23 protein-coding genes are annotated in these 24,719 nt (G+C 48.3%); 14 read left to right on the forward strand and 9 right to left on the reverse strand.

Going from position 1 to position 24,719, the window contains the following annotated elements; translation table 11 throughout:
• Positions 1-434 precede the first annotated feature (434 nt).
• From GZ78_RS12690 to ushA, 5 genes are all read left to right on the forward strand, one after another.
• On the forward strand, positions 435-1,169 hold the full coding sequence (locus GZ78_RS12690; RefSeq protein WP_201772707.1) for a spondin domain-containing protein: 735 nt from the start codon (positions 435-437) through the stop codon (positions 1,167-1,169).
• Positions 1,170-1,180: 11 nt separating this feature from the next.
• Positions 1,181-1,918 (forward strand): spondin domain-containing protein, encoded by a 738-nt coding sequence (locus GZ78_RS12695; protein WP_051786120.1) that lies wholly within the window; start codon positions 1,181-1,183, stop codon positions 1,916-1,918.
• An 84-nt stretch (positions 1,919-2,002) separates the two neighbouring features.
• Entirely contained in the window at positions 2,003-2,302 is a 300-nt protein-coding gene (locus GZ78_RS12700; protein ID WP_236631543.1) for a hypothetical protein, read from the forward strand.
• Positions 2,303-2,457: 155 nt separating this feature from the next.
• Entirely contained in the window at positions 2,458-3,459 is a 1,002-nt protein-coding gene (locus GZ78_RS12705) for a DsbA family protein (RefSeq protein WP_034835982.1), read from the forward strand.
• Positions 3,460-4,319: 860 nt separating this feature from the next.
• The gene (gene ushA / locus GZ78_RS12715) at positions 4,320-5,978 is read left to right on the forward strand and encodes a bifunctional UDP-sugar hydrolase/5'-nucleotidase UshA (protein WP_081869820.1); all 1,659 of its coding nucleotides are present in this window, start codon (positions 4,320-4,322) and stop codon (positions 5,976-5,978) included.
• A gap of 10 nt (positions 5,979-5,988) precedes the next feature.
• On the opposite strand, the gene deoD is transcribed toward ushA, so the two are convergent.
• The gene (deoD, locus tag GZ78_RS12720) at positions 5,989-6,696 is read right to left on the reverse strand and encodes a purine-nucleoside phosphorylase (protein ID WP_034835987.1); all 708 of its coding nucleotides are present in this window, start codon (positions 6,694-6,696) and stop codon (positions 5,989-5,991) included.
• A 79-nt stretch (positions 6,697-6,775) separates the two neighbouring features.
• Positions 6,776-7,993 carry a phosphopentomutase gene (locus GZ78_RS12725; protein WP_034835989.1) on the reverse strand — a complete coding sequence of 406 codons (1,218 nt, stop codon included), beginning with the start codon at positions 7,991-7,993 and terminating at the stop codon, positions 6,776-6,778.
• A gap of 286 nt (positions 7,994-8,279) precedes the next feature.
• Here GZ78_RS12725 and GZ78_RS27455 point away from each other — a divergent pair, with 286 nt between their 5' ends.
• Positions 8,280-10,085, forward strand: a complete 1,806-nt coding sequence (locus tag GZ78_RS27455) for a hypothetical protein (RefSeq protein ID WP_051786122.1) — start codon at positions 8,280-8,282, stop codon at positions 10,083-10,085.
• A 223-nt stretch (positions 10,086-10,308) separates the two neighbouring features.
• Here the strand turns inward: GZ78_RS27455 and deoC are convergent, their stop codons facing one another.
• Complete coding sequence (deoC, locus tag GZ78_RS12740) at positions 10,309-11,085, reverse strand: deoxyribose-phosphate aldolase (RefSeq protein ID WP_034835993.1); 777 nt, start codon at positions 11,083-11,085, stop codon at positions 10,309-10,311.
• Between the two features lie 579 nt (positions 11,086-11,664).
• The gene (locus GZ78_RS12750; RefSeq protein ID WP_034835995.1) at positions 11,665-12,573 is read right to left on the reverse strand and encodes a LysR family transcriptional regulator; all 909 of its coding nucleotides are present in this window, start codon (positions 12,571-12,573) and stop codon (positions 11,665-11,667) included.
• 118 nt (positions 12,574-12,691) lie between these two features.
• Here GZ78_RS12750 and GZ78_RS12755 point away from each other — a divergent pair, with 118 nt between their 5' ends.
• From GZ78_RS12755 to GZ78_RS12765, 3 genes are all read left to right on the forward strand, one after another.
• Positions 12,692-13,900: a multidrug effflux MFS transporter gene (locus GZ78_RS12755; protein ID WP_034836690.1), complete on the forward strand. Its 1,209-nt coding sequence runs from the start codon at positions 12,692-12,694 to the stop codon at positions 13,898-13,900.
• An 87-nt stretch (positions 13,901-13,987) separates the two neighbouring features.
• Positions 13,988-14,938, forward strand: a complete 951-nt coding sequence (locus GZ78_RS12760; protein ID WP_051786124.1) for a LysR substrate-binding domain-containing protein — start codon at positions 13,988-13,990, stop codon at positions 14,936-14,938.
• A gap of 93 nt (positions 14,939-15,031) precedes the next feature.
• Entirely contained in the window at positions 15,032-16,195 is a 1,164-nt protein-coding gene (locus tag GZ78_RS12765) for a hypothetical protein (protein WP_152558688.1), read from the forward strand.
• A gap of 70 nt (positions 16,196-16,265) precedes the next feature.
• On the opposite strand, the gene GZ78_RS12770 is transcribed toward GZ78_RS12765, so the two are convergent.
• The 5 genes from GZ78_RS12770 to GZ78_RS12790 all read right to left on the reverse strand — a co-directional run bounded on the left by GZ78_RS12770 (position 16,266) and on the right by GZ78_RS12790 (position 20,696).
• Positions 16,266-17,837 carry an AbgT family transporter gene (locus GZ78_RS12770; RefSeq protein WP_034836000.1) on the reverse strand — a complete coding sequence of 524 codons (1,572 nt, stop codon included), beginning with the start codon at positions 17,835-17,837 and terminating at the stop codon, positions 16,266-16,268.
• Positions 17,838-18,114: 277 nt separating this feature from the next.
• Entirely contained in the window at positions 18,115-18,576 is a 462-nt protein-coding gene (locus tag GZ78_RS12775) for a nucleoside deaminase (RefSeq protein WP_034836003.1), read from the reverse strand.
• Positions 18,577-18,788: 212 nt separating this feature from the next.
• Positions 18,789-18,965, reverse strand: coding sequence for a hypothetical protein (locus tag GZ78_RS29465; protein ID WP_161787371.1), 177 nt, complete (start codon positions 18,963-18,965; stop codon positions 18,789-18,791).
• Between the two features lie 237 nt (positions 18,966-19,202).
• Positions 19,203-20,120, reverse strand: coding sequence for a DMT family transporter (locus GZ78_RS12785; RefSeq protein ID WP_051786125.1), 918 nt, complete (start codon positions 20,118-20,120; stop codon positions 19,203-19,205).
• Between the two features lie 99 nt (positions 20,121-20,219).
• Entirely contained in the window at positions 20,220-20,696 is a 477-nt protein-coding gene (locus GZ78_RS12790) for a YbjN domain-containing protein (RefSeq protein WP_152558689.1), read from the reverse strand.
• A 208-nt stretch (positions 20,697-20,904) separates the two neighbouring features.
• On the opposite strand from GZ78_RS12790, the gene GZ78_RS12795 reads away from it, so the two are divergent.
• The 5 genes from GZ78_RS12795 to can all read left to right on the forward strand — a co-directional run bounded on the left by GZ78_RS12795 (position 20,905) and on the right by can (position 24,676).
• On the forward strand, positions 20,905-21,264 hold the full coding sequence (locus GZ78_RS12795) for a hypothetical protein (RefSeq protein WP_034836008.1): 360 nt from the start codon (positions 20,905-20,907) through the stop codon (positions 21,262-21,264).
• Between the two features lie 32 nt (positions 21,265-21,296).
• Complete coding sequence (locus GZ78_RS12800; RefSeq protein ID WP_034836010.1) at positions 21,297-22,055, forward strand: hypothetical protein; 759 nt, start codon at positions 21,297-21,299, stop codon at positions 22,053-22,055.
• Between the two features lie 164 nt (positions 22,056-22,219).
• Positions 22,220-22,927: a hypothetical protein gene (locus GZ78_RS12805; RefSeq protein ID WP_034836013.1), complete on the forward strand. Its 708-nt coding sequence runs from the start codon at positions 22,220-22,222 to the stop codon at positions 22,925-22,927.
• Positions 22,928-23,043: 116 nt separating this feature from the next.
• On the forward strand, positions 23,044-23,856 hold the full coding sequence (gene pyrF / locus GZ78_RS12810) for an orotidine-5'-phosphate decarboxylase (RefSeq protein ID WP_034836016.1): 813 nt from the start codon (positions 23,044-23,046) through the stop codon (positions 23,854-23,856).
• A gap of 169 nt (positions 23,857-24,025) precedes the next feature.
• Entirely contained in the window at positions 24,026-24,676 is a 651-nt protein-coding gene (gene can / locus GZ78_RS12815; protein WP_034836019.1) for a carbonate dehydratase, read from the forward strand.
• Positions 24,677-24,719: the final 43 nt, after the last annotated feature.

The following is a 24,719-nucleotide window of genomic DNA, read 5'->3' on the forward strand; positions in this document are numbered from 1 at the left end:
AAATACTTTTAACGATTAAATTCAGAGTAGGCTCAAAAATCTGCTCCTTCTTCGGAATAGCGTTTCTTAAATTCTCAAAGCACTTTCATTTACCTCAACCCTTGTTCTGAGTTATCCAAAACATGGCTTTACCTGTCTATATCCATCGCCTTTCAAGATGCTACGTTGTTGCCAGCGTTCGCTCACCCTGATCACCTACTACTTGTAGGCTCACAGGGCTTCGCTCACTTGTCGCCTGGTAGCATCTTGAAATCCAATGGGTATACAAAGTAAACCAAGTGACAAACCAACACATTTTTGGGTTGTTTCATGAGCAGTGCATCGAATTATTTAGAGTATGAGTTTTTAAAACCTTTCAATAACAAAACTTAAAAAACGGTTTTCAAGCCTCATAGCCGATCGTTTCCAATTTCTAATCCCAAACGGTAAAAGAAATGACTTTAAATAAAATGCTTTGTTCTCTGGTGACCGCAGGAGCCCTTTCTCTGGGTTCAAGCTCTGCCTTTTCCGCTGAATACGACATTACTGTAGTGAATCTGACCCGCGGTATTCACTTCACTCCTCTGCTGGTAGCCGCTCACGATGAATCCACCAGCCTTTTCTCTGCGGGCTCGACTGCCTCAGCCAACCTTCAGGCTATGGCAGAAGGTGGTGATATCAGTGGACTGGCCACCGATTTAAACGGTGTCAGTGCAACTGTGATTGAAAACCCAGCGTCAGGTTTGCTGGCTCCCGGTGCCAATACTTCATTCACGCTGAATACCGGACAAAGCACTACTAATACCAGACTCTCAGTCGTCAGCATGATGCTGCCTACCAACGACGGGTTTATCGGACTGAGTTCAGCTTCTTTGCCTACCACTGTTGGGCAAAGAATGGTGTTTAACGTCAACGCTTACGATGCCGGTACAGAAGCCAACAATGAACTCCGTGGCTCAGGTACAGCCGGACAGGCTGGCTTCCCGACACCAGGGCCGATAGATTCTGGCACCTATGCAGCGGGGACGGGCGGCACAGGTATCAGTGCTTCAGCAGAAGGTTATGTCCATATCCACAGGAATGTTTTGGGTGACTCCAATGACACAGGAGGAAACAGTGACATATTCCCGACCATACATCGCTGGCTGAACCCGGTTGCCAGAGTCACCGTTACCCTGAGAGCAAACTAAGGGATCAGATTATGAATACAGCTGAAATTTCTACCGGGTTGGGTAGAGCTATGGCATTGGTCCTGACACTGGCACTTGCTGGCTGCGGTGGCAGTGGTGGTAGTGGTAGCAGTAACCGTACAAGCACCCAGACAGCCGAATTCCAGGTTCGCCTGATCAATCTGACTGCAGGTCAGCCACTGTCGCCTCCGGTGGTTTTCATTCACACCAGCACTTTGAGAACGTTCACCATTGGTACGACAGCTACTGTCGGTCTTGAACAGCTGGCAGAGGGCGGTGATACCAGCCAGCTGGTGACAGAGGCTCTGTTCTCTCAGGCTGTTCTGGCACATTCTGCTGACACTGCTGCTGTACCTCCCGGAGGGAATCAGACTTATACCCTCACCATCCCTGAAAGCAGCAGAAGCGGTGCAGAGCTGTCTCTGCTGACCATGCTGGTGAACACCAACGATGCCTTTGCGGGCGTCAATGCTGTGAATATCGCATCACTGGCCGTCAATGGCAGCCTCACGGTGAATGGCATTGCTTATGATTCCGGTACTGAAGCCAATACCGAGTCCGCTGGCACCATGCCAGGCGCGGCGGATAATGGCGAGGGTTTTAACAGTGCCAGGGATGATCTCGCTGACGAGGTTCGAATGCACAGTGGTGTAGTGACATCCAATGACGGACTCACTGGCTCTGTTCTGACCCAAGAGCATCGGTGGGATAACCCAACAGTTCGAGTAATCATAACGAGACTGAAATAGTTCAGACTGTTGTCAATCTGACCGCTAAAAACATCCATGCTCTTCAAATGAAGAGCATTTTATGCACAGGAATTTTGTTTTCAGGTGTCAACCAGGTTCCAGACAGATAATTGTTTATCACAAGCTATGAATCTCACGGATGAAGACCACCGTATAGCCGCCAGAGAGCTGCTGAAAAATTTGCTCTCTCAAGAGTTGAATCCTTTTCACACAAAAAGGCAGAATAATGAAATCTATCAAAAGTCACGAAACCAGCAACAAACGACTCGAGTCAGGCTGATTGAAAGCAGTGACGGCATATCCATTGAGGCAGTGGTTGAACAGGAAGGCCTGATGGCACTCATACCGTCCTCCCTGCACATTTTTAGCAAGCAGAAGCGGTGAGTACTCTTTCCTTGTCAGACTCCGCAGTGATCTTCTGGCTGTATTTAACCGGATTGACTCACATCACACATAAATATATTTTTATATGATAATTTTCTGACCCTTGGAACCGGCTCAAACAGAGACCGTAATTTTCAACACAAAGCGAATATAAGATGTTCAAAAAAAACGTTGCCGTACTCTTGCTCGCCTCAGCTACTCTGCAACCTGCACTTGCAGAAGAGAGTAATACCCTGTTCACCTACAAGGGCAAGGATTACGCCCTGAAAGATCTGCAGCCACAGCTTCAGCAGGCTTTTTATACGGCCCAGGTCAAGGCACAGGAAAGCCTGAATCCCGTGCTTGAACAAGCCATGGTAGAAAAATACATCGAAGACTTGGCCACCCGCTCTGATCGTGCGATCAATGATGTCAGAGAAGAGCTGTTAACAGCAGAGTCTGTGAGTAAAGAAGACGTAGTAGCGGTTTACGAACAGTACAAAGAACAGATTGGTCGCCCGTTAGAAGAGGTTGAAGCAGCCTTAACTCAACAGCTTCAACAACAGAAACAGCAGGAAAAAGTGCTATCTCTGATTGAGAAAGTCAAAAAGGAAACAGGCTTTGTCAACCAACTGAAAAAGCCTGAGCCACCGACGTTTTCAATGGATCTGTCACCTTACCCTTTCAAGGGCCCAGAAGATGCCAAAGTCACTGTCGTAGAATTTGCTGATTATAATTGCGGTTATTGCCGTAACAGCAAGCCGGAAATCGACAAGCTGCTAAAACAGTATGGTGATCAGGTTAAATTCTATTACATCGACTACCCGGTCACTGAAAAAGGGGTAGCAGGAAGCACTACTCAGACAGCCAGAGGCGCATACTGTGCTGGAAAACAAGACAAGTTCTGGGAGTTCTATAACCTGGCTTATGAAAAGCCCGTGACCATGGAGAGCGCCTCCGAGCTGGCGACAGCCTTGAAACTTGACGAAAAGTCATTCAATGCCTGCCTGACCTCCGATGAATCGGCAGACTTCGTCAAAAACTCCGAAAAAATGGCTCTGGATCTTGGTGTGACAGGTACGCCAACCCTCTTCGTGAATGGTCGACTCCTGCATACCCATGATGCCGGAAAGGACCTCAAGGCAGAGCTTGACAAGAGTCTGAAGCCCAAGTCCTGATAGAACCATCAGGGTGCCTACAGGCTCCTGGTGCAGCCAAGCGTTAATATTCATACATACCCCGTTCATCCTGAGCTTGTCGAAGAATGCTAATCATGCACATCGACAAGCTCAGTGCGAACGGTATAGGGTTTAGCGCTTAGCTGCACCAGGCACATAAAGTCATCGAACAATGTCTCCCTTGCGCGGCTGATAATCACTGGCCTTTAAGGGTGAGTGCTTTCTGACATAGTCCCTTAATACGACAGAATCTGTATAGCCTGTATTCACAAAGGTAGGATTGGTATCAATGATTGGCCATTTGTCCCCACCTCCCGCTGAAAAATGATTAATAGCCAGACGGTAGATTTTATCTTTCCGAACTGGCTTTCCACCTATTTAAAGACGAACCAGTCTGTCGCCCTTCATAGTCAGTTTGACATTGGCAAACTGTGCAAACCCAAAGCCTTAATTGACATCCTCCAACGACTGTAGTCGTGAGAGAATGTCAACCGATGCATGGATGAAGTATGTGACTGAAATTAGATCCAAAACAAAGAGATTCCTTAACAAAGAGATTCCTTATTGTGCCGAAATTAATGGTGCCGAAATTAATGGTGCCGAAATTAATGGTGCCGAAATTATCCCAGGTCGCTAATGGTATTGTTGTTGCCGTTCAAATGGTCTCTGAAGGTTATTTTTTCAGCAAATGACTTAACTCTTTACACTTAATTTTCATCTTGCGCCTTATTTCTCGACAGACCCCATTGAGATCCAGTGATATATTGCGATTTATCAGAAGATCGCCTCTTACTGGGAGCTGTTCATGCCCAAACTGCCTAGCCATTCTCATAAAAAACATTTTGCTAAGCCGGTTTATTATGTTTAAAGGAAATGCAAAATATTTTTCTTCGCTCATGGCGGTTTCAACAACCCCCATCATTATTGCCTTGTCGTTGATGGTGGCGGCCTGCTCCTCTTCGAACGAAACCCTGAAGAGCGACTCAGGACGCAGTTACAAACTCACTGTTCTTCACACCAATGATAACAATGGTCAGTTCTGGAGAAATCAACAGAACGAATGGGGTATGGCTGCCCGCAAGACTCTAATAGACCAGATCCGCACAGAAGTCACTGCAGAGGGCGGAAAGGTCTTACTGCTGTCGGGTGGCGATATTAACAGTGGCGTGCCTGAGTCTGACTTGCAGAATGCCATTCCAGACATCGAGGGCATGAACCTGATGGGCTATGACGCCATGGTGGTCGGTAACCACGAGTTCGACAACCCGATGAAAGTACTCCATCAACAAGAAAATCTGGCTAACTTTCCCTTCCTGTCTGCGAATACATACGACGCCAGTACAGGTCGGCCGCTCTTTGACGCTTTTCGTTTGCTGGATGTTGGCAACATGACCATTGCAATAGTGGGCCTGACCACTCAGGACACTCGCAAGATTGGCAATCCGGATAATGTTTCCCGGGTAGACTTCAAGAACCCCCTGCGAATCGCCCGCCGACTGATCCCCAAAATTCAGGAACAGGTTGATGTTGTCATCGCTCTGACTCATCTGGGTTACTTTCCTGAGCAGCAAAGAGCCAATGCCCCTCCTGGCGATATAGAGCTGGCAAAAGAGGTCAGTGGGATTGATATGATTATTGGTGCCCACTCAAGAACCGCCCTGCATCAGCCAGAAGTCGTCAATAACACCTGGATTATGCAGGCTGGAGAGAATGGAAAATACCTGGGCAGGGCTGACTTTACGCTAAAGAATGGTCAGCTGACTCTGGATAATTATGAGCTGATTCCTATCAACCATAAAAACCAGTCACCCCGAATACAAGAAGACCCGAAAATGCTCAACTTGCTGGGGCCCTATCAACAGAGAGGGCAAGAGCTGACGATGAAAGCTTCAGGAGTAATGGACCAGCGATTTGAAGGAGAGCGAGCAAAAATTCGTAACCAGCCCACCAATCTGGGTGTACTCGTAGCCTCTTCCATGATGAAGAAAACCTATGCTGACTTCGCTGTCATCAACTCCGGTAGCATTCGAGCCAGCCTTCCTTCTGGCCCCGTATCCTATCGTGACATCCTCAAGGTTAAGCCCTATAACAACTTTCTGGCCTACGCTAACCTGACCGGCAGAGAGGTGCGTAAATATCTGGAGAAAGTCGTTAACCTGCCCGCCAATACCGGTGCATTTGCTCAGTTTGCAGGACTGGAAATGACCATTGAAGATCAGAAGGTTTCAAACATCAGGATTCAAGGTCGCCCACTGCGCAATAACAGAAAATATCGCATGGCTTTCAATGATTTCCTGGCAGCAGGGGGGGATGGCTACCCAGTGCTTGAAAAGCATCCGGGTTATGTTGTGACAGGGTATGGTACTGCAGACGTACTACGGTGGTTCATTAAAACTCAGTCACCGATCAAGGCCAGAAACTTTATTCCCAAAGGGGTTCATCGCACTTCAAAAACAATCAACAGGGAAATACCAGTGAGTCCTGTTCAGGACGTTAACATTTCCCTGTCTGGAGCCTGACCTCTATAGATCAACCCATCAACACAGAATCCAGTGCCAGTACAATCATTTCATTAAAGGATGTCTGTCTATCTTCAGGAGACAGAGCTTCTCCTTTACGAATGTGGTCACTGACGGTACAAATAGCCAAACCTTTGGCTCCGTATTCTGCACAAACGCCATAAAGGCCTGCTGCCTCCATTTCAACACCCAGAATGCCGTGCTTTTCCATAATGTCGAACATGTTTGTTTCTGGACTGTAGAAAAGATCAGCAGAATAGATGTTACCCACCTTCACTGGCATTTTCTTGTCACGGGCACTTTTAACTGCATTTTCAAGCAACTCATAATCGGCAATGGCTGCAAAGTCATGATCATTAAAGCGGATACGGTTCACTTTGGAGTCCGTGCTGGCCCCCATGCCGATCACTACGTCACGCAGTTTCACATCGGAAGAGATAGCGCCACAGGAACCAATACGAATCAGCTTGCTCACGCCGTACTCTGTAATCAGCTCTTTATAATAAATGGAGGCTGAAGGAATCCCCATGCCTGAGCCCATCACAGATACACGACGACCTTTATATGTTCCGGTATAACCAAACATATTGCGAACGTCGTTTACCAGCTCAGCGCCTTCAAGAAAGGTCTCAGCAATATACTTGGCACGCAGTGGATCGCCTGGCATCAGGCAGACATCAGCAAAAGCACCAGGTTTTGCATGAATATGAGGGGTCATTTTTTTTCCTCTATACAGCTTTCAAAAAGCTGGCCATTGGCAGGGTATATCAATGGCCATAAATTCAGTTCTGTCGCGTTTATGACAGAAAACTGGTTCCGTAATCCATAGGTTCCAGATCAAAGAAACTGGCCAGGCTCTGGCCTATATCAGCAAAGGTTTCTCGCCCTCCCAGTGAAACGGGAGGCACTTTTTTGCCGTAGACCAATACCGGTATGTGTTCACGGGTATGATCCGTTCCTGGCCAGGTTGGATCACAACCATGGTCTGCACTGATAATCAGTACATCATCTTCCTGCATGGCGTTGAGCAGTCTTGGCATCATGGCATCCAGCTCTTCCAGAGCCTTGGCATAACCTGCCACATCACGACGATGACCAAAAGAAGAGTCAAAATCGACAAAGTTGGTAAAAATCAGAGAGCGATCTCCGGCTGACTCTAACGCTTGCATGGTGGTTTCAAATAATGCCGGAATACCGGTTGCCTTCAGCTTTCCGGTAATACCCTGATGCGCGAAGATGTCTGCGATTTTACCCACGCTCACTACTTCACCTCCACTGTCGGCCAGTTTATCCAACAGTGTGGGTGCTGGAGGCAGAACAGAATAATCACGTCGATTCCCTGTTCTCTGGAAGTCACCGGCATCATCACCAATGAAAGGTCGGGCAATAACACGGCCAATATTATAGGGCTCGAGCAGTTCGCGGGCTATTTCACAGACTTCATATAATCTTTCCAGACCAAACGTCTCTTCATGGCAGGCAATCTGGAAAACACTGTCCGCCGATGTATAAACAATGGGCTTGCCAGTGCGCATGTGCTCTTCACCCAGATTTTCCAGGATCGTTGTACCCGAGGCGTGGCAATTACCCACGACACCCGGCAGCTTTGCCTTCTCGACCAGCTGATCCAGCAACTCCTGAGGAAAACTGTTGTTTTCATCCTTGAAATAACCCCAGTCAAACAGTACCGGGACTCCCATCATTTCCCAGTGACCGCTGGGGGTGTCTTTACCACTGGAAATTTCTTTGGCATATCCATGGGCACCCATCAGTTTTACGTCATGATGCATACCAGCAGGAAAAACACCCGAAGAGTCTTTGGCAGCGTGCAGCAAACCAAGACTGGCCAGCACTGGTAATTCCAGCACACCACTGCGTCCAATATCGGCTTTGCCTTCAGCACAGGCCTTGGCAATATGGCCAATGGTATTTGACCCTGCATCACCAAACTGATCGGCATCAGCGCTGGCGCCAATCCCGAACGAATCCATTACCAGAACAATTGCTCGTTTCATGTGAAATACCTTACTCCTGAGAGTTCCCATTATCCGGAAACACGCTGACACTTTTCGCTATGACGATACAACTTTCTCAGGTTTTTCAACCATTCTCATACTCTGGTGGAAAGCTGTATTGCAGTTCAAGACTGATGAATCACAAAGCTCAATGCTCTCAGCAACTCCCTTCCAGAGTCCCCTAATTATTACCCAGAACAATACACAACAAGACAGTTATTAATACTTAATCCAGTAAACGTCCGGAAATTTACTAGAATGAATTCACTTTCCAGGAGTACTTTCCATGTTCAACTACAGACTCTTACTTATTCTTCTGTTATCGCTGAAACCATTTTTATCCTCAGCAGACACTGAAACGACTCAAGCACCCGAGACACTTGATTTTGATAGTATGCAAAGCTGCTACAAGCAATTCACTTCTGAGCGAAGTACGATCATTGGCAACTATTACAGGCGCAGACTCCGCTCGATCAATTCAGTTACAAAACTGCCAGCGCATCCTATCAGTGTGCCACCCCTCAGCCCAGAAACCAGCGAGACCTGCGCCGATATATTCAAAACCCTTCACAGCAGTGCTCTTGCCGCTTTCGATACTCCCGGAAGGCCCAACCTCTTCCCTAGAGAGTACTATGAATTCTTGATGGACCAAGAGACCATCAAGATCGTTAGAAATCTCCTTGAAGGCAGCGAACCTACCGTTGCTCCCAGCACTTCAATAACACCTGATTCTTCGTCTACCCAGGAATACACCTCAACGCTACAACCTTTAGATACAACTGCATTGGTGACCGCTACGCCCACTCTGGAGACAGAAACCCAAAGTGTTGTGCCAACTGCTACACCGACAATACCGACAACTACATCGACAATACCGACAACTACATCGACAATACCGACAACTACACCGACAACTACACCGACAACACCCGTTGTCTTTAGCGACGACCAGATCAAAGGCTTTATCTTCAACCTTTCCCACTATCTGGTCTCTTACCTGTCCGGGGGAGACACCCCCACCTTCTGCGGTTCTTACCACAATCCTTTTGTGGAAGAAGATGCCGAAGGTTATGGTTGCCGGGCTATTGCTGCCAAATTTTTTATCCAAAACCTGAAGAGCAGCCAAGGCCAACTAAGTGTTTACACCTGGTATCAATCTCCTGGTTCAATATCCCACCTGAACCAATGGCTGGATGAGAATGCTTCCATCGATGACATGCTTCCTCCCATCGTGGCTGTCTTCCAGAATGTTGAACTGAATACCACTCTGGACACCCAGTTTCTGGGCGGCCTTGTCGGTATACCGGACCTGAGAAAAGGCACTTTTGATCCGACTACTCCCTTTGCAAACGAGTATGTTCCAACCATCAAAGGTTCAGGCCAATTCCAGTCTGCCTGCGAAACATTCCAGCCAGAGACCTTACCAGATGTCAACTGCAGCGGTGTCGGTTCCAAAAACAACGATGCAAAATCAGGCAATGCTCTGATCAGCCTCGGAAAAGCCCGGGTCTCAGGAGTCAACTTCGAAGCAGCTCTTGCACCGGTCACTCTGGAGTACACCTATCATGACAGTGCAAATGGCCAGGCTGATGCGCGGGAAACCTTTCCTGCCGTTATGGTCATGGCAGGGCTCAACTCTGGTAATAGTGCTTCTTCATTGCTGATCAACAGTAAAATGAAAATTCATTATCGTCCTGAGGTGGTTCGTAAACTGAAAAAAAGCTTTTTGCTCGAGTCTCAATTTAAAGACAATTCAGCACCTGAACATAAATATGACGTCTATGCCTTCAGCCTTTACAACTGGGTAGACCAGTACATCATTACCCAGAACACGCTTTCTGTAGAAACCTGTGATACCATGACACTGCTCTATGACTCACCAGTGCAAAAAGCATCGCTGCACATAAACAAAAACAATATTGTTCAGGACTTTAACGGTAACCCCTGTCACCAGACGGCTTCATCGACTATAGCTACGCCTACGCCTTCCCAGACTCCAGATGCTCCTTCAGGCGCTTCTGAAACAATGCTCTACGTGATTATTATTGCTATCTCGACGACGGTGGCCACAGTGTTTACCAGCCTATTCTAGAGCAGGAAAGCCCTGCCCCTTATGCCGTCGCACTGAGCTTGTCGAAGTGCATGACCCATACCGTTCACACTGAGCCTGTCGAAGTGCTTGATCTGTGACCTTCGACAAGTTCAGGATAAACGGAGTATGTATGAGCGTTAACGCTTCGCTATACCAAGGGCGTTGCTTTTCTTCATTCATTGTGGAGCCTTGGCTCCACAATGTTCAGCAAATAAGAGAAAACTCAGTACCCGCCTTTATCGTCTTCCTGCTCTTTCAGACCAAGAGACACCAAAAGGCTACCCAGTAAACTGCTGGCACCAAAGCGGTAATGGTTACGATCGACCCACCCTTGCCCCATAACATCGTCAGCAATAGCCAGATGTTCTGCAGCGTCTTCTGCGGTACGAATGCCACCAGCGGGTTTAAAGCCGACATTCTTTTTGCCACTGTCACGGATCGCTTCCAGCATGATACGGGCTGACTCAGCCGTTGCGTTCACATGAACTTTACCTGTGGAGGTCTTGATAAAGTCAGCGCCCGCTTCAATGCAGATATCGCTGACTTGACGGATCAGGGCTGGATCTTTCAGTTCACCAGACTCAATGATCACCTTAAGCATCACCTGATCGCCACATACGGCTTTGCAGCGGCGAACCAGTTCAGAACCCACTTCCTGATCGCCTGCCATGAACGCGCGATAAGGGAATACAACATCCACTTCATCTGCCCCATAAACGACAGCTGCACGAGTTTCTGTGACAGCGAGCTCTATATCATCACCGCCTTGTGGAAAGTTGGTAACAGTGGCCACAGTGACATCGTTCAGACCCAACTCTTTCAGGGTCTTTTTAGCGATAGGAACAAATCTTGGATAAATACAGACTGCGGCAGTATTGCCTGCCGGTGTTTTGACTTTGTGGCAGAGATCAATAATTACTTCCGGCGTATCATTATCATTCAGGGAAGTGAGGTCCATCAGTTGCAAGGCCTGACGGCTACTGGCAGTGAGATCGGTCATGAGTCTGTCCTCTGGCTCAAAAGAGCTTTGACGGCGACAGAAGAGAAGAAAAGTATCTCCAATACTCGTAACCTGTCCGGGTCACTGAAACTGACCATTGCACAGGTTCAAATACTGGTATGTCGCCAGTCGTAGTTTATAAACAAAAAAACCCCTGCACCAAAGACGCAGAGGTATTTTTTGCCAGCTCAAGGCTGCTTTGCTGATCATCCACCTGAGTCTGCAGCGTGGGCTGCAAACTCAACACTTCGTGCAAGAGTCTTTGTACTGCGGGAACAGGCAACAGTGCAGTACATTTCTCCCCCCATGAGCTTGGGGTCGCTCGAAGTGAGGGCATATCCTAGAGAATCCCTGACACCAATTACAGCAAGTATTTTTGGATGTGCATTCAGCTTTTTTGAATACCGACGGGCTTCCAGGAGGCTGACCGAGAATAGCGTCCGTGCATAAAATTCAGTAGAACGAGTCAGCTTTTTCACTGAATTTGTGCGAATAGTTGACCTATTTAAGCAAACTCAGTGGAAAAGATGGCCGTTCTTTCTCGATTTTAGGCCGGGCTGTCTATTCTCGGTCAGCCTCCTAGACCTTAAAATAAGACCTTAACCATTGATGCGCCAGATCCTGATGATTCATCTCATGCCAGTAAAGATCATAGGCAATGGGCTCAACCGTTATTGGCATCGGTAATGTTGTAACAGCGTAGAGTTCTTCGGCATAGTCCGCCCAATTGCCTGAAGAGACAAACATCAAATCGGTGCCTTCGCACACCTGGGTAGCACTGTGAAAGTCTCCGACAGCTACAACAATGTCACGATCAAGCCCCAGTTTCGCCAATGTCTGATCGGTAATCGATACCCTGTCGGTAACAGCCCCAATTCCGATATGCCCAAGCGCTAAACAAGCCTCAAGGGTCCAGGGCTGTTCAAGACAAGGATGGTTGTTTCGCACTACACAAACCAGTTTGTCTTTATACAGTCTCTTTCTGTGGATACCTGAAATTCTGTGCTGTCCACAATCCAGATCATCAGGCAAAGCCACCAGATCCACTTTGCCAGCCGCCAACTCTTCCAGACTTTTCAGATTCAGATGCATCAATTTTATTTTGATATGCGGGGCACTCTTGAGAATGTCCGCCAGAGAATTCTGAAACTTCAAATGATTAGCTGTCTCTGGTAAAGCAATAGTGAAATGGCGGTCGCAATACAGAGGATCAAATACTTGAGGCTGCACCACTTTCCAAAGCTCATCGAGAACAGGTTTTAGCTGCTCCTGAATCGACAATGCCCGGGAAGTGGGAATCAAACCATGCGCAGCTCGGGTGAACAGAGGGTCTCCGATCAGTTCGCGGAGTCTGGCAAGGCTTTTACTCACAGCAGATTGACTGAGATTCAATCGCTCAGACGCTCGAGTCACACTTCTTTCTTCCAGTAATGCCTGAAGGCACACCAAAAGATTCAGATTAATTCGGGATAATTCTTGGATAGGCATGATAGATCAGAGGTATTCCATATAGGAAATTCGTAATTGAAAATATATCACTTCTGATCATATCTTGATCTTTTTACACTGTACTTATTCTGACTTCCTCTGGATGAGCTCTCTGTTAATGCCCCAACTCCAACGTTCCGCACTGCCTGTTATCTTTGCCCTGGTCATATTAAGCCCTCTGGCCATTGATATTTATCTGCCTTCATTGCCGGAAATGACTCGTTTTTTCTCAGCCACGGACTCCGAAGTTCAGCTGACTATCTCCCTGTTTATGATCTGCATGGGCGTAGGGCAACTGTTTGCCGGACCTTTTTCTGATCACTACGGACGAAAAGCTTCTGCGCTGTTGGGTGTAGGCCTCTACCTGATGGGTAGCGTGGTGGGAGCCCTTTCATCCAGTATTGAATTACTTTATCTGGCCCGGATATTACAAGGGCTCGGAGCAGCCAGCTGCAGTGTAACGGCTTTTGCCTGGGTGCGAGATCATTTCAGTCCGATAGAGTCCGGTAAGTGGATCAGCTATATGGGCGGTATGATTGGCACCATTCCTACTCTGGCTCCCACACTGGGTGGAGCACTGGCCATTTATTGGGGATGGGAAGCCAACTTTGTTTTCATGGCACTACTCAGTGGGTTCATATTGCTGATGGCTTGCAGAAATATGCAGCCAGAAGTTCGCTCAACAGCACAGGGGTCCAATACATCCGGGCATATCCTGCAGAATTTGACCAGTATTCTGGGCAACAAGCAGTTTCTGAACTATTCGCTCAGTGGGATGCTGGCCATGGGCGCTATTCTGACGTACGCCACTCACGCTCCTTATGTTGCCATCAACCTGGCGGGTCTGGATGAGTTTGGGTTTTCGCTCTTTTTCGGTCTTCTGGGCATTATGCAATTATCTGCCAGCTTGCTGACCCCCAGACTGATTGACTGGCTGGGCCAGCGTCAAACCATCATGGTCGGGTCTCTATTCTCCATTATCGGAGCCACTGGTCTTCTGCTGGTGCCAAACGATCAGCCACTCTGGTTCTTTGCGCCTGCAGCGATAGGAGCCATTGGCTTTAACTTTATTTTCGGTACTGCCTCCAGCCTGACGCTAGAGCACTTTAAACATTGTGCCGGGCTGGCTGCTGCAATAGACGGCTGCGCTCGCATGACTGGCGGTGGCCTGATTGCCTTTGCTGTCAAGCTGGCAGGACTGGATGCTTTTACAACCGTGGCATTTTCTTATGCTTTACTCGCTGCATCGCTGATTTTAGCTGGTCTCGACTTACTGCAAAGATCAAAAAGAAGTGCCCCTGTGTTGTCTTTGAAAGCCTGTCGATAAAAAACTCTCATTTTCGATTCCCTTTCTGCCAACCTAAGAGATACTCTATAGACACTTAAAAACCAGCAAAAAAGTAGTACTCTCCTCATGATCCCGACGGAATCCCTCGAAATTGTCAGGGCCGTGGCCCACTTCAAAAACTTTACTGCGGCGGCTAAACACCTGCATAAAGTACCTTCAGCCATCAGCTACACCGTCCGGAAGCTGGAAGAGCGGCTGGACGTACAGTTGTTTTTGAGGGACAGCAAACGCGTCGAGCTGACTCCGGCGGGCGAACACTTTATCAAGCAGACAGGAAAACTGCTGGCAGAACTGGAAGAGCTTGAGAAAACCACTCGGCAAATGGCTACCGGCTGGGAACATGAAATCAAGATCGCCCTGGACAACGTGGTTAACCAGGGCATGATCTACGACCTGATTCGCGATCTTCAGGCAGTACGGCCTGAAACCAGCCTGGTGATCAATACCGAAGTTCACAATGGCTCATGGGATGCCTTGTTCCATAACCGCTGCCAGCTGGTCATTGGTGCCCCCAAAACCATTCCTGACAACATTGCCAGTAACGACCGTTTTGAATGGAAGTCTATGGGGTCACTGGAATGGGATCTGGTGATGTCACCAGAGCATCCACTGGCTCGAATTTCAGGTCCGGTCAGTCAGGACATGCTTAAAAGCTATAGCTCAATCTGCATTCAGGATACCTCAAGGGTCTTCCACCAAGGTTACAACCTGCTGCTGGATGACCAGCAAATACTGTTGGTTCCCAGTTTCCGAATGGCCATCGAGTGCCTGCTCAAAGGCTTGGGAATCACCATCATGCCAAGCCATTTTGTTCAGCCCTACATCGAGCAGGAACTGCTGGTTCGCAAAGATGTTATGGACATTCCGATGAATGACAGCTGCTACCTGGCATGGAACAAGGAAGTCATGGGCAATGGTATTCGCTGGGTACTGGACTGGCTGGGTGAAGAGAGCTGGCTGAACAAAGTCTGGCTGCAATACGATGCCATGAAACCCGTGGGTTACCACGTTCCCTGAGCCAGAAACTCGCAGCATCTCTGCACTTGTACAACAACGCCTCTTTCTATCTACACTGAGGAAAGATAGCTAAATTACAAGTGCAAGGATGCCATGTTCAAGCCAGCCTGCCTTCTGATCTTTTCCACGCTGTTTTTTCTCTGTTCTGGCAAAGCCTGCAGTACCCCTTTTTATGATGATTCTCAACCGATCTTCATGCATTACTTCTGCTGGCCACCAGAAGCACCTAACTGGAGTCAGATCGACAAAAACGTCCCTCTCGATGATGCTCACTGCGTCGTAGAAGACCTGTTCATTCAGGCTTATCACAAGCAATTGATTCGCCTTAAATCCCGGGAAGATGCAGTGAAACTGGTCAATGCGCCCATTTCCGGAAAAACAGAAAAGCGGGGGCGTCATCTGCTTAGCTTTTCTGTCTTCAATGGTTTCAGAAGGCTGGCTCACTGGGGGTTGAACAATGCTGCTGACATCAATGCGGGAGATAAAGACAATGCCACAGCACTGAGAATGTCAATAGGCAACAGTCTGGATTACATGGCTACCTTTGCTCTGAAAAACAAAGCTAATCCCAATCGTGTTTTTGGACAACCCGGTCATCAAGACACCGCTCTTAGCGCTCTTTTGAAATGGAAAAGTCCGCTTTCCCTTTTCAGACTGATCATTACAGCCGGGGGCAAAGCCAACGATCCGCTGCATCTCAATGAAATTGCTGCACACCTGAGACTCATGGCAGCTAACAACGCCTCCCTTCAGGCCGAAGCCGACAGCCTTATCGCCCAGCTTACAGCCAATGGTTTTATCGAAGAGCCAATAGTGACGGCACCTGCAGAGTTAATCGAGCCGGACATGGGGGACCAGCTGGATAATGCCTTATACCGGGCGATGATGGCAGGCGTATTAACTCCCGATCATATGGACAGCTTTAAGGTTCACGGAAAATGGTATGAACACTTTTTAGCCTTTAACGGCTTTTCTTCCAGCCTCAGCTACCGCCTGAGAACACTACCCCAAGATGAAGCAAAGATTATTGTTGAAGCCAGAGACGACACGGGTAATGACTTGTTACTCGCGGCAATCAAAAGTCTGAATATTGATACAGTAAGAGTGGTATTGAAGGTTTCCAGCGCTAATATCAACGCTCCTGTTCCCCAGCACCCAGACTATTACAGCTCAGGTGATACCCCTATGACCATTGCCAGAAAGTGGCAAGTACCCAAAAGTATCATTGAGCTTCTAAAAGCTTACGGTGCAAAGTAGCCACTGTATCCGCAATAAAGAAAACCCCTGACGTATGCAGGGGTTTTCTTTTAAAGCCGGGTAATGTCAATTACATGACAGGGTATGTGTAAGGTGCAGCAATACCCAGAGGCAGACCCAGAGCCCAGTAAAGCAGAAGGAATGCAGTCCAACCCACCAGGAAGACAATGGAGTAAGGCATCATCAGGGAAGCAATGGTACCGATGCCGGAGTTCTTCACATAACGCTGGCAGAACACGATGATCACAGGGTAGTAAGCCATCATCGGAGTAATGATGTTGGAGGAGGAATCACCAATACGGTAAGCTGCCTGAGACAGTTCCGGAGAGATACCCACCGCCATCAGCATTGGGACAAAAATAGGGCCAATCAGAGCCCACTTGGCAGAAGCAGAACCTACCGTCAGGTTAACGACAGCAGTCAGTAGAATGATACCGATAATGGTCATCTGGCCCGGCAGGTCCATAGCCTGCAATACTTCCGCACCAGACAGCGCCAGCAGAGTACCCAGGTTAGAGTCACCAAAAGCTTTCAGGAACTGGGCACAGAAAAATGCCATAACAATGTAGCTGCTCATGGTGGTCATGGACTGACTCATGCCAGCCATCACATCACGATGATTCTTGAAAGTCCCAGTCATCCGGCCGTAAATCACACCAGGAATCAGGAAGAACAACAGAATCAGAGGCACAATAGATTTCATCAGAGGCGCTGTATGAGCGGTCAGGGAACCATTCTCGGCACGCAGTGGAGACGTTTCAGGCAGACAGGCCAGAACCAGCAAACCTGCCATAGCCAGCAGAACGGCACTGCTGATCTTGAAAGCACGGTCTTCGGCCTGGGTGTAGCTGCTCATGTCTTCAGCTTCTTCCAGATCCTTGTTCAGCTCAACGCTCTTCAGACGCGGCTCAACAATTTTTTCTGTCACAAACCAGCCAAGCAGTGTAACGACAAAGGTGGAGACAAAAGTGAAGTAGAAGTTTGCCAGTGGGTTAACCAGATAGTCCTTGTCGTAAATCTGGGCAGCAGACTGGGTAAAGCTTTGCAGCAGAGGGTCCAGACTGGAAGGCAAAAAGCCTGCAGAGAAACCACCGGACACACCGGCAAAAGCAGCGGCCAGACCCGCCAGAGGGTGACGACCGGCCGCGTGGAAGATAACCGCGCCAATAGGAATAACCAGAACGTAACCAGCGTCAGCAGCAACAGAGCTGATGGCACCAATCATTACCACCGCAGGAGCCAACAGCTTCTGAGGTGTCATACGAATCATCTTCTTCAGGGCAATGTTGATGTAGCCTGAAGATTCAGCAATACCCACACCCAGCAGAGCGGCCAGAACCATACCCAGAGGCGCAAAACTGGTAAATGTAGTCACGCTGGAAGCCATAAAGTCCGTCAGGTACTTGGCATCCAGCAGGTTTTTAACCTGAATAGCTTCACCAGTAGCCGGGCTAACCAGGTCAAAGCTGACAGAAGAGAATACGGCAGACAGCGCTACCACAATCAGAAGACAGTAGACAAACAACATTGCCGGATCAGGCAGCTTGTTACCTGCCACTTCAATGGCATTCAGAAAGCGATCAATAAACGGTGGCTTCTCGCTGGACGTAGCGAGCCTCCCCCCGGTACCGGCATGGCTCATGCTAACCCCTGGTCAATATCAGTAAAATAAGTGTAAAAATTCAGATTCTTATAAGGGCGGGGACTTTAGCAAAAAGGGAGGTAGTAACAGGAATGATTCAGATCAAGAAACATACAGATTTATCCGGCATAAACCAACAAAACAGATATTTTCTCTGAATTGAACCAGTTTGCAGTTTTTTTATTGGTTTGAATAGTTTGAAAGGAGCTGCAGAAAGTCCCCCTCCACGAGCAAACCGCTGAGAATTATTTACTTTGGATTTCACAGAACCTTTTTTTCAAGACGGATGCGGCCAGCACTTCATATGGGGCTCGCAGGCCAGTTCTTCTTCTACGGGACCAATGACTTCTATATTGCCGTAGCAGCAATCAAACACTTTTCGGCACCCCATCCGGGTAGAGTGTCCGGCGATCTGGCCGAGTGCCTCCATACTGCACCCATACACTACTTTTGGAATTCCAGCCCAATAGATAGCGCCTGCACACATAGGGCAGGGCTCGGTACTGGTATATAACGTACATTCCGACAACTGTTGCCAGGGCATTTGCCGGCAAGCGTGACTGACCAGATTTAACTCTGCATGTCGGGTCTGATCGTTCTCTGCTTCAACAGTGCATTCCGACTCCAGGACAATCTTTCCGTTATGGACCAGCAAAGCACCAAAGGGGGCTTCACCCTTGTCTAAAGCCTGGCTGGACAACTCTATAGCCCGGAAAATAAAAGGTTTGTGCTCATTCATGGGAAATCCCATATACATCAGAGAAGGGAGTTATTATGAGAGCCACTCAAGAGAGAGAGGCTCGCAAAGATTTTAGCAGCTCACTTTCAGTCTGCGCTGCTCAAAGCAATGACCTAATGCCAGAAAATTCCCTAACAGGATGACAAAAACACCGGACATAGCCAGAAGTGTCCACTGATAGCCCTCAAGGAGAGTTGCCACCAGAAGCGCAATTACAGGGTAAATAATATCGACATACGCCGTTCTGTCTGCCCCGATTCTCTGAATAAGCTGTAGGATGTCATGGTAATGACTGAGCCAAAAATCACTAAATAGGCCAGAGAAATCAGATAGCCCGGGCTGAAGTCAAAAGCAGGAGGAATGCCTCTCAAGAATGCGATCCCCCCCATTTCAAGTCCCCCATATATACCTATTGGATTTCAAGATGCTACCAGGCGACAAGTGAGCGAAGCCCTGTGAGCCTACAAGTAGTAGGTGATCAGGGTGAGCGAACGCTGGCAACAACGTAGCATCTTGAAAGGCGATGGGTATAGAAGGATGCTGATAGTGCACTTCGATAGGCTCATGGAGCATAACGCTTGTCTGCACTAGGAGGCTGACCGAGAATAGACAGGTCAGCCTCCTACCTAGTAGATAGTCTCCGCTTTAGGCCGATCAAAATGATTACTCATAGCCAGTAAATTCCCAAATAAAATCACCACTACGCCCAGAACAGAAACCATTGTCCATTCGTAACCCTCCATAATGGTGGAAATCAATAAGGCAATAATCGGATAAATAATGTCGACATAAGCGGTTCGATCAGACCCCATGCGCTGGATCAAGGCAAGGTAGGATGTCAAAGCCACCACAGAGCCAAATATCACCAGATACACGAGGGAAAACAGGTAGCCCGGACTGAAATCAAAGGTCGGAGGGATACCACGAAGCATGGCCACCAGCCCCATTTCTACGCCACCATAGAACATGGCAAACACTGTCACAGGTACCACTGAGAGACCGTCTTTCTCGTTGATTTCGCAAGACACACTGCCCAGAGAAAACGTCAACACTGCCCCCAACGCCAGTGCTAACCCTTTCAGTTCTTGCGGATCTGAATCAATGAGGGTGAGCTGGGGAAGAAACACCATAAATACACCAACACTGCCGCATATAGCGCCAATGAGAACAGAGCGTTTAACTGTGTGCCCCAACCAGAACCGGGCAATTACTACATTCGAATAAAGAATGCCGGTACAGATCAGTGCTGAGAGCCCACTACTGATAAAGTGTTCACTTTCATAAACCAGCCAGTAGGAAAGTCCGCAAAGGAAAGTGCCCTGAAAAAAGAAGCGAAAATGCTGTTGACGGGTGTAGCTGGGAAAGCCACCCCTGAGCAAGCAGAAAATCCATAACAAAAAAGCACCCAACAAAAACCGGTAGGCGACAGACCACATGACATCGACCGATCCCAGCTGCCAGCTGATCGCATACCAGGTTGAGCCCCAAACCAGAGAACAGATACAGAAAAGAGTGGCATTGGACACGTTCTGTACTTCCCGCATCAGAATGATCACTGTATGACATTAGGTTAATTAGCCAGTTTCGCCAGCAATTGTTATCGCTTTATTTCGCACGGTTAAAAGGTGAAAGCACAAGTACTTTTAGTGAAATGAAAACTTTCCTTCAACCGGAGGCACAAAATACTCCTGTTCAGTAAGAATGTACTGCAGGCTCTGACATTCTCTGTATAACCAGCTCTTGGCTTCCAGGGTCATTGTCAGAAATTCGCAGAACTGTCTGTAGCAAATACCTTCTGTAGTCATCATGACATCTGAAGCCACCAGCAAAAGATGACCAGAGTCCAACATATCAAGGAACAACTTCAGCATGGGCAGGCCAAGATTGAGGCGGGTCATATCGGCCTGCACTGAAAATGCAGAGCCTGCTTTCAAGTCCAGTTCAGTAGAAAAAAGTATGCCAAACGGTTCAATAAAAAGCCGACTATCGACTATGCCGTCCAGAGACTGAAGCGACGCAACATGCAATCCCTCACAGTGATCACACATCCAGGATTCATGACCAGCCTGATTCAGCCAGATTTCTACCTGCTGCAGATCGGGTACAACTAACTTCTGCATCAACTCTCTCCTGCCTGACTCAAAGAACCAGGCTGGCACTTGCCAAATCAAATGGGATTACTGACCAGAAAAAGCGGCCTGAACACTCTATATCTGCATAATCCGTCTATTTTATGGCCTCCTTGAACACGACGAAATGGTTAGTTTGACCAACCATACCCAGACCCGACTAACCGTTTTGTCGGTCATTTCTAAAGGAGTACAGGTTATGCAAGGAGCAGAAGGAATCAGTACTGGCATTCAAACCGCACTCTATGCGCCGCAGCGCCGCACCGTAAAAGTCCTTGAGACAGCAGATGCCATCCTTGGTGCTCCGCTGATCGCAGTAAAAGTGGCTGCAAGTCCGATATTTTCGACGTTTGCAGCGCTCCAGTTCTCAGTAACCTCTGTTATGGATACAGCGAAGAATCTGAGGGCCTGCAAGACCATATACCAGGAACTGAGAAGATATGGCACAGTCTGGCTGGCTTTTTCGGTGATTTTGCAGAGCTGGACATGTCAGAAGCAAGTAATACTGACAGCTCTGTCAGTCACTTCACACTCCTCTCTTGGCATACTCGGACCATAACTATTCGATAAGACATTCAAGGAGTACAGATTATGCATGGAGCAGGGAGAATCAGTGCAGGTATTCAAACAGCCCTCTATGTCGCAGCCAGCCCACTCAGGGGCATTGCTGACGGAATAGGATCACTCACCACTACGGTTGGTATACCCGGAGCGGGCGCTGGCTATCTGGCCGGAAAACTGGTCAGCAAAGTCGTTGCAGCGGGTTGTAACAGACTCAATAAAAATCGGGCTATGAAGAATCAGATTGATACTCAGAAGCACGTTCGCAGAACCATTAAGATTCTTCAGACAGCAGGCGCCATCATTGGCACTCCTCTGGTCGTAATGCAGGCACTTTCTCATCCCGTGTTGACGGCCTTTTATGCCGCACCAAGCTTGGGAACAGCAGCGGGCAAGACCATTAAAAATCTAATGGCCTGTAAAACGGTATATCAGGAACTCAGAAAATACGGGACCTCAGAGACCATGAAGGAAAACCTGCTGGATCCTGTAGAAAACCTGTACCTGAACATCCATCACGGAGATGACCTGTTCCATAACTATTCTGAACGCTTCTCAAAAACCGGCAACTTACAAGACCTGTTCAGAATGCCTCACCTGGAAGAACAGGCCGCAAGACATGAGCAAAAGCGAGAACAGCTGGAACAGCAATACCTGGTTCAACAGGAGAAGCTTCAGAGCCAGGAGGCCTTGTCCCTGGAAGATAGCAGCAAGCGTTCTGAAGCAATGCTCACAGAGTCTTTTACACCCGACTTCACAACAACTGAGCCGCATATGCTTGAAACTTAACTCTGTGCGCCAACCGCCGGGCTATATGCCCGGCTTTTTGTACTCAAACCGTCAGCAGCACTGACAGCCCCGTCAGATTACTTCGGGCCATGAAAGCAGATAATGGTGAATCAATAAAACCAGACAATACAAGGAGTTACAGCATGCAAGGATCAGGAAGAATCATGTCAGGATTGAAGACCGCTGCTTATGTGGCCGCCATGCCACTACGAGGCGCTCTTGTGGGGGCTTCCGTAACTACTAGTGTGGTAGGTGCTCCCGGGGCTGCTGTTGGATGGCTGGCCGGAAAACCTGTAAGCAAAGTCGTTGAGTACACTGGCAAGGGGCTGAACAAGCTTTTGCCCAACAAATGGCAGATCAACGCTAAAAAACATGCCGACAGAACCGTCAAAGCCTTTCAGTTTGCAGGCGCAGTAGCTTTGAGTCTGCCGACCTATGCCGTTATTACCAGCGCCAACCCTCTTGTCGGTAAACTACTGGGAATGGCTCCCACCATCGGTGCGGGCATCAATCTGGTCAAAGGTATTTCTTCAGCCATGAAGGTTTACGATGAGTATCGCAATTATGGCTTCTCACTGACCAAAAATGAGGATCTTTATGCCCCGGTCTTCGGTCTCTATCCGAATCTTTACAAAGGTGACTCCATCGGCGATTTTCTGGAGAAAAATGACCAGTGGCACAGAGCACATAATCAGCTCAGGCGTGAGCATTATACCCGCAGTAATGGGATTCCAGAGGACTCAGTAAAAGAAGGGACAGAAGAGCATGTCAGCTCGAACCTTTCTATAGAGACAGCTCCCATGACACCACCGGAATACTACTCTCAGGATAATCCTCAGATCGTCGTAGAAAGCATACCCGAGAAAGTCTGATCCATGATGATTGCAGGGCTCAGCCCGGCAAATTTCTTATTTGTCACAACAAACCCTGCCTTCAATCTGTTACACTGCACGCCCAGACATCGTCCACTGCAACATAAGGTTTTGCTATGCGTTTTCTGGATCAGGTACAGGCTGCCATGCGTAAGAACAATTCTTTGCTCTGCGTAGGTCTGGACCCTCTACCCGAGAAGTTCCCCCCCCATATTCAGGCGCTCGAGCAGCCTATTCTGGAATTTAACCGCTTCATCATTGATGCCACTGCTGATCTAGTTTGCGCTTACAAACCTCAGGCAGCCCATTATCATGCCTGTGGCGCTGAAGATCAGCTCGCTCAAACCATCGAATACATTAAAGATAACTATCCGGATATTCCCGTCATACTGGACTCGAAGCGAGGGGATATCGGCAGCACCGCAGACCAATATGCAACTGAAGCGTTTGAGCGCTATGGAGCAGATGCCATCACCATCAACCCCTATATGGGCATCGACACCATTGAACCTTTCACGCGCTATGAAGAAAAAGGCACCATCGTTCTTTGCCGAACCTCCAACCCGGGCGCTGCAGCTATTCAGAACCTGAAAGTTGGCGATGACTTCCTGTATGAAGTCATCGCTCGCAAGGCAAAAGAAGAGTGGAACAGCCACAACAACCTGTTACTGGTGGTAGGTGCCACAAACCCTGAAGAGCTCAAGCGCATTCGAGCCATTACCGGGGATATGACATTTCTGGTTCCAGGTTTGGGTGCCCAGGGAGGCGATGTGGAAGCCACTGTTAAGAGTGGTCTGAACAGTCAGGGCGAGGGCATCATTGTGAACTCATCCAGAGGCATTATTTATGCAGCCAGCGATGAAAACTTTGCCGAAGCAGCAAGAGCTGCAGCCATTGAACTCAGAGACCAGGTGAATCAGTACCGTTAACAAATGACTACAGGAAGATACTCTAAACCGGTATCTTCCTTTGCTAGCATGGGTACACCCATTTTCAGTAGCGACGGCTGTATTCTCTCTCGTGACCCATGCAGCCCGGCTGGATGCTTCAGCCTCCAGATCGCTGTATCTAAAAGTTAATTCAGATAGGGAAGCCCCCATGCGCAGACTCAAGAAGCTGCTGGACCAAAACCGCGAATGGTCAACTTCTGTCCGTGATAAAGAACCTGGTTTTTTTGAACAACTTTCTCAGCAACAGGCTCCTAAATACCTCTGGATAGGTTGCTCTGACAGCCGGGTACCGGCTAACCAGATTACCGGGCTGGTACCCGGAGAACTGTTTGTTCACCGGAATGTTGCCAACCAGGTTATTCACACCGACCTCAACAGTCTTTCTGTTATCCAGTATGCCGTTGAGTATCTGAAAGTTGAGCACATCATAGTTACCGGACACTACGGCTGCGGCGGTGTTCAGGAAGCTGTAAAAAACCGTAAGCTGGGACTGATTGATAACTGGCTCCGACATATTCAGGATGTGCAGCATAAACATCAGCCTTTCCTGAGTACTCTGGAAAGTCAGGAAGATGTATTCGAGCGTATGTACGAACTGAATGTTGTGGAGCAGGCGCTTAATGTCTGTCAGACCACCATTGTGCAGGACGCCTGGCTGCGCGGTCAGGACCTGACGGTTCACAGTTGGATTTACGGATTAAAAGACGGTCTGCTAAGAGACCTTGGACTCTGTGTCTCTGATCCTGAAAGCCTGGATGGACTCTACAGCAGTGCCATCCAACAGATTACCAGTCACTGAATCATTGCCATTAAACTGCCGGCGGTCATTTTCCATGACTGTC

The sequence above is a fragment of the Endozoicomonas numazuensis genome (assembly GCF_000722635.1).
In the GTDB taxonomy this organism is placed as follows: Bacteria; Pseudomonadota; Gammaproteobacteria; order Pseudomonadales; family Endozoicomonadaceae; genus Endozoicomonas_A; species Endozoicomonas_A numazuensis.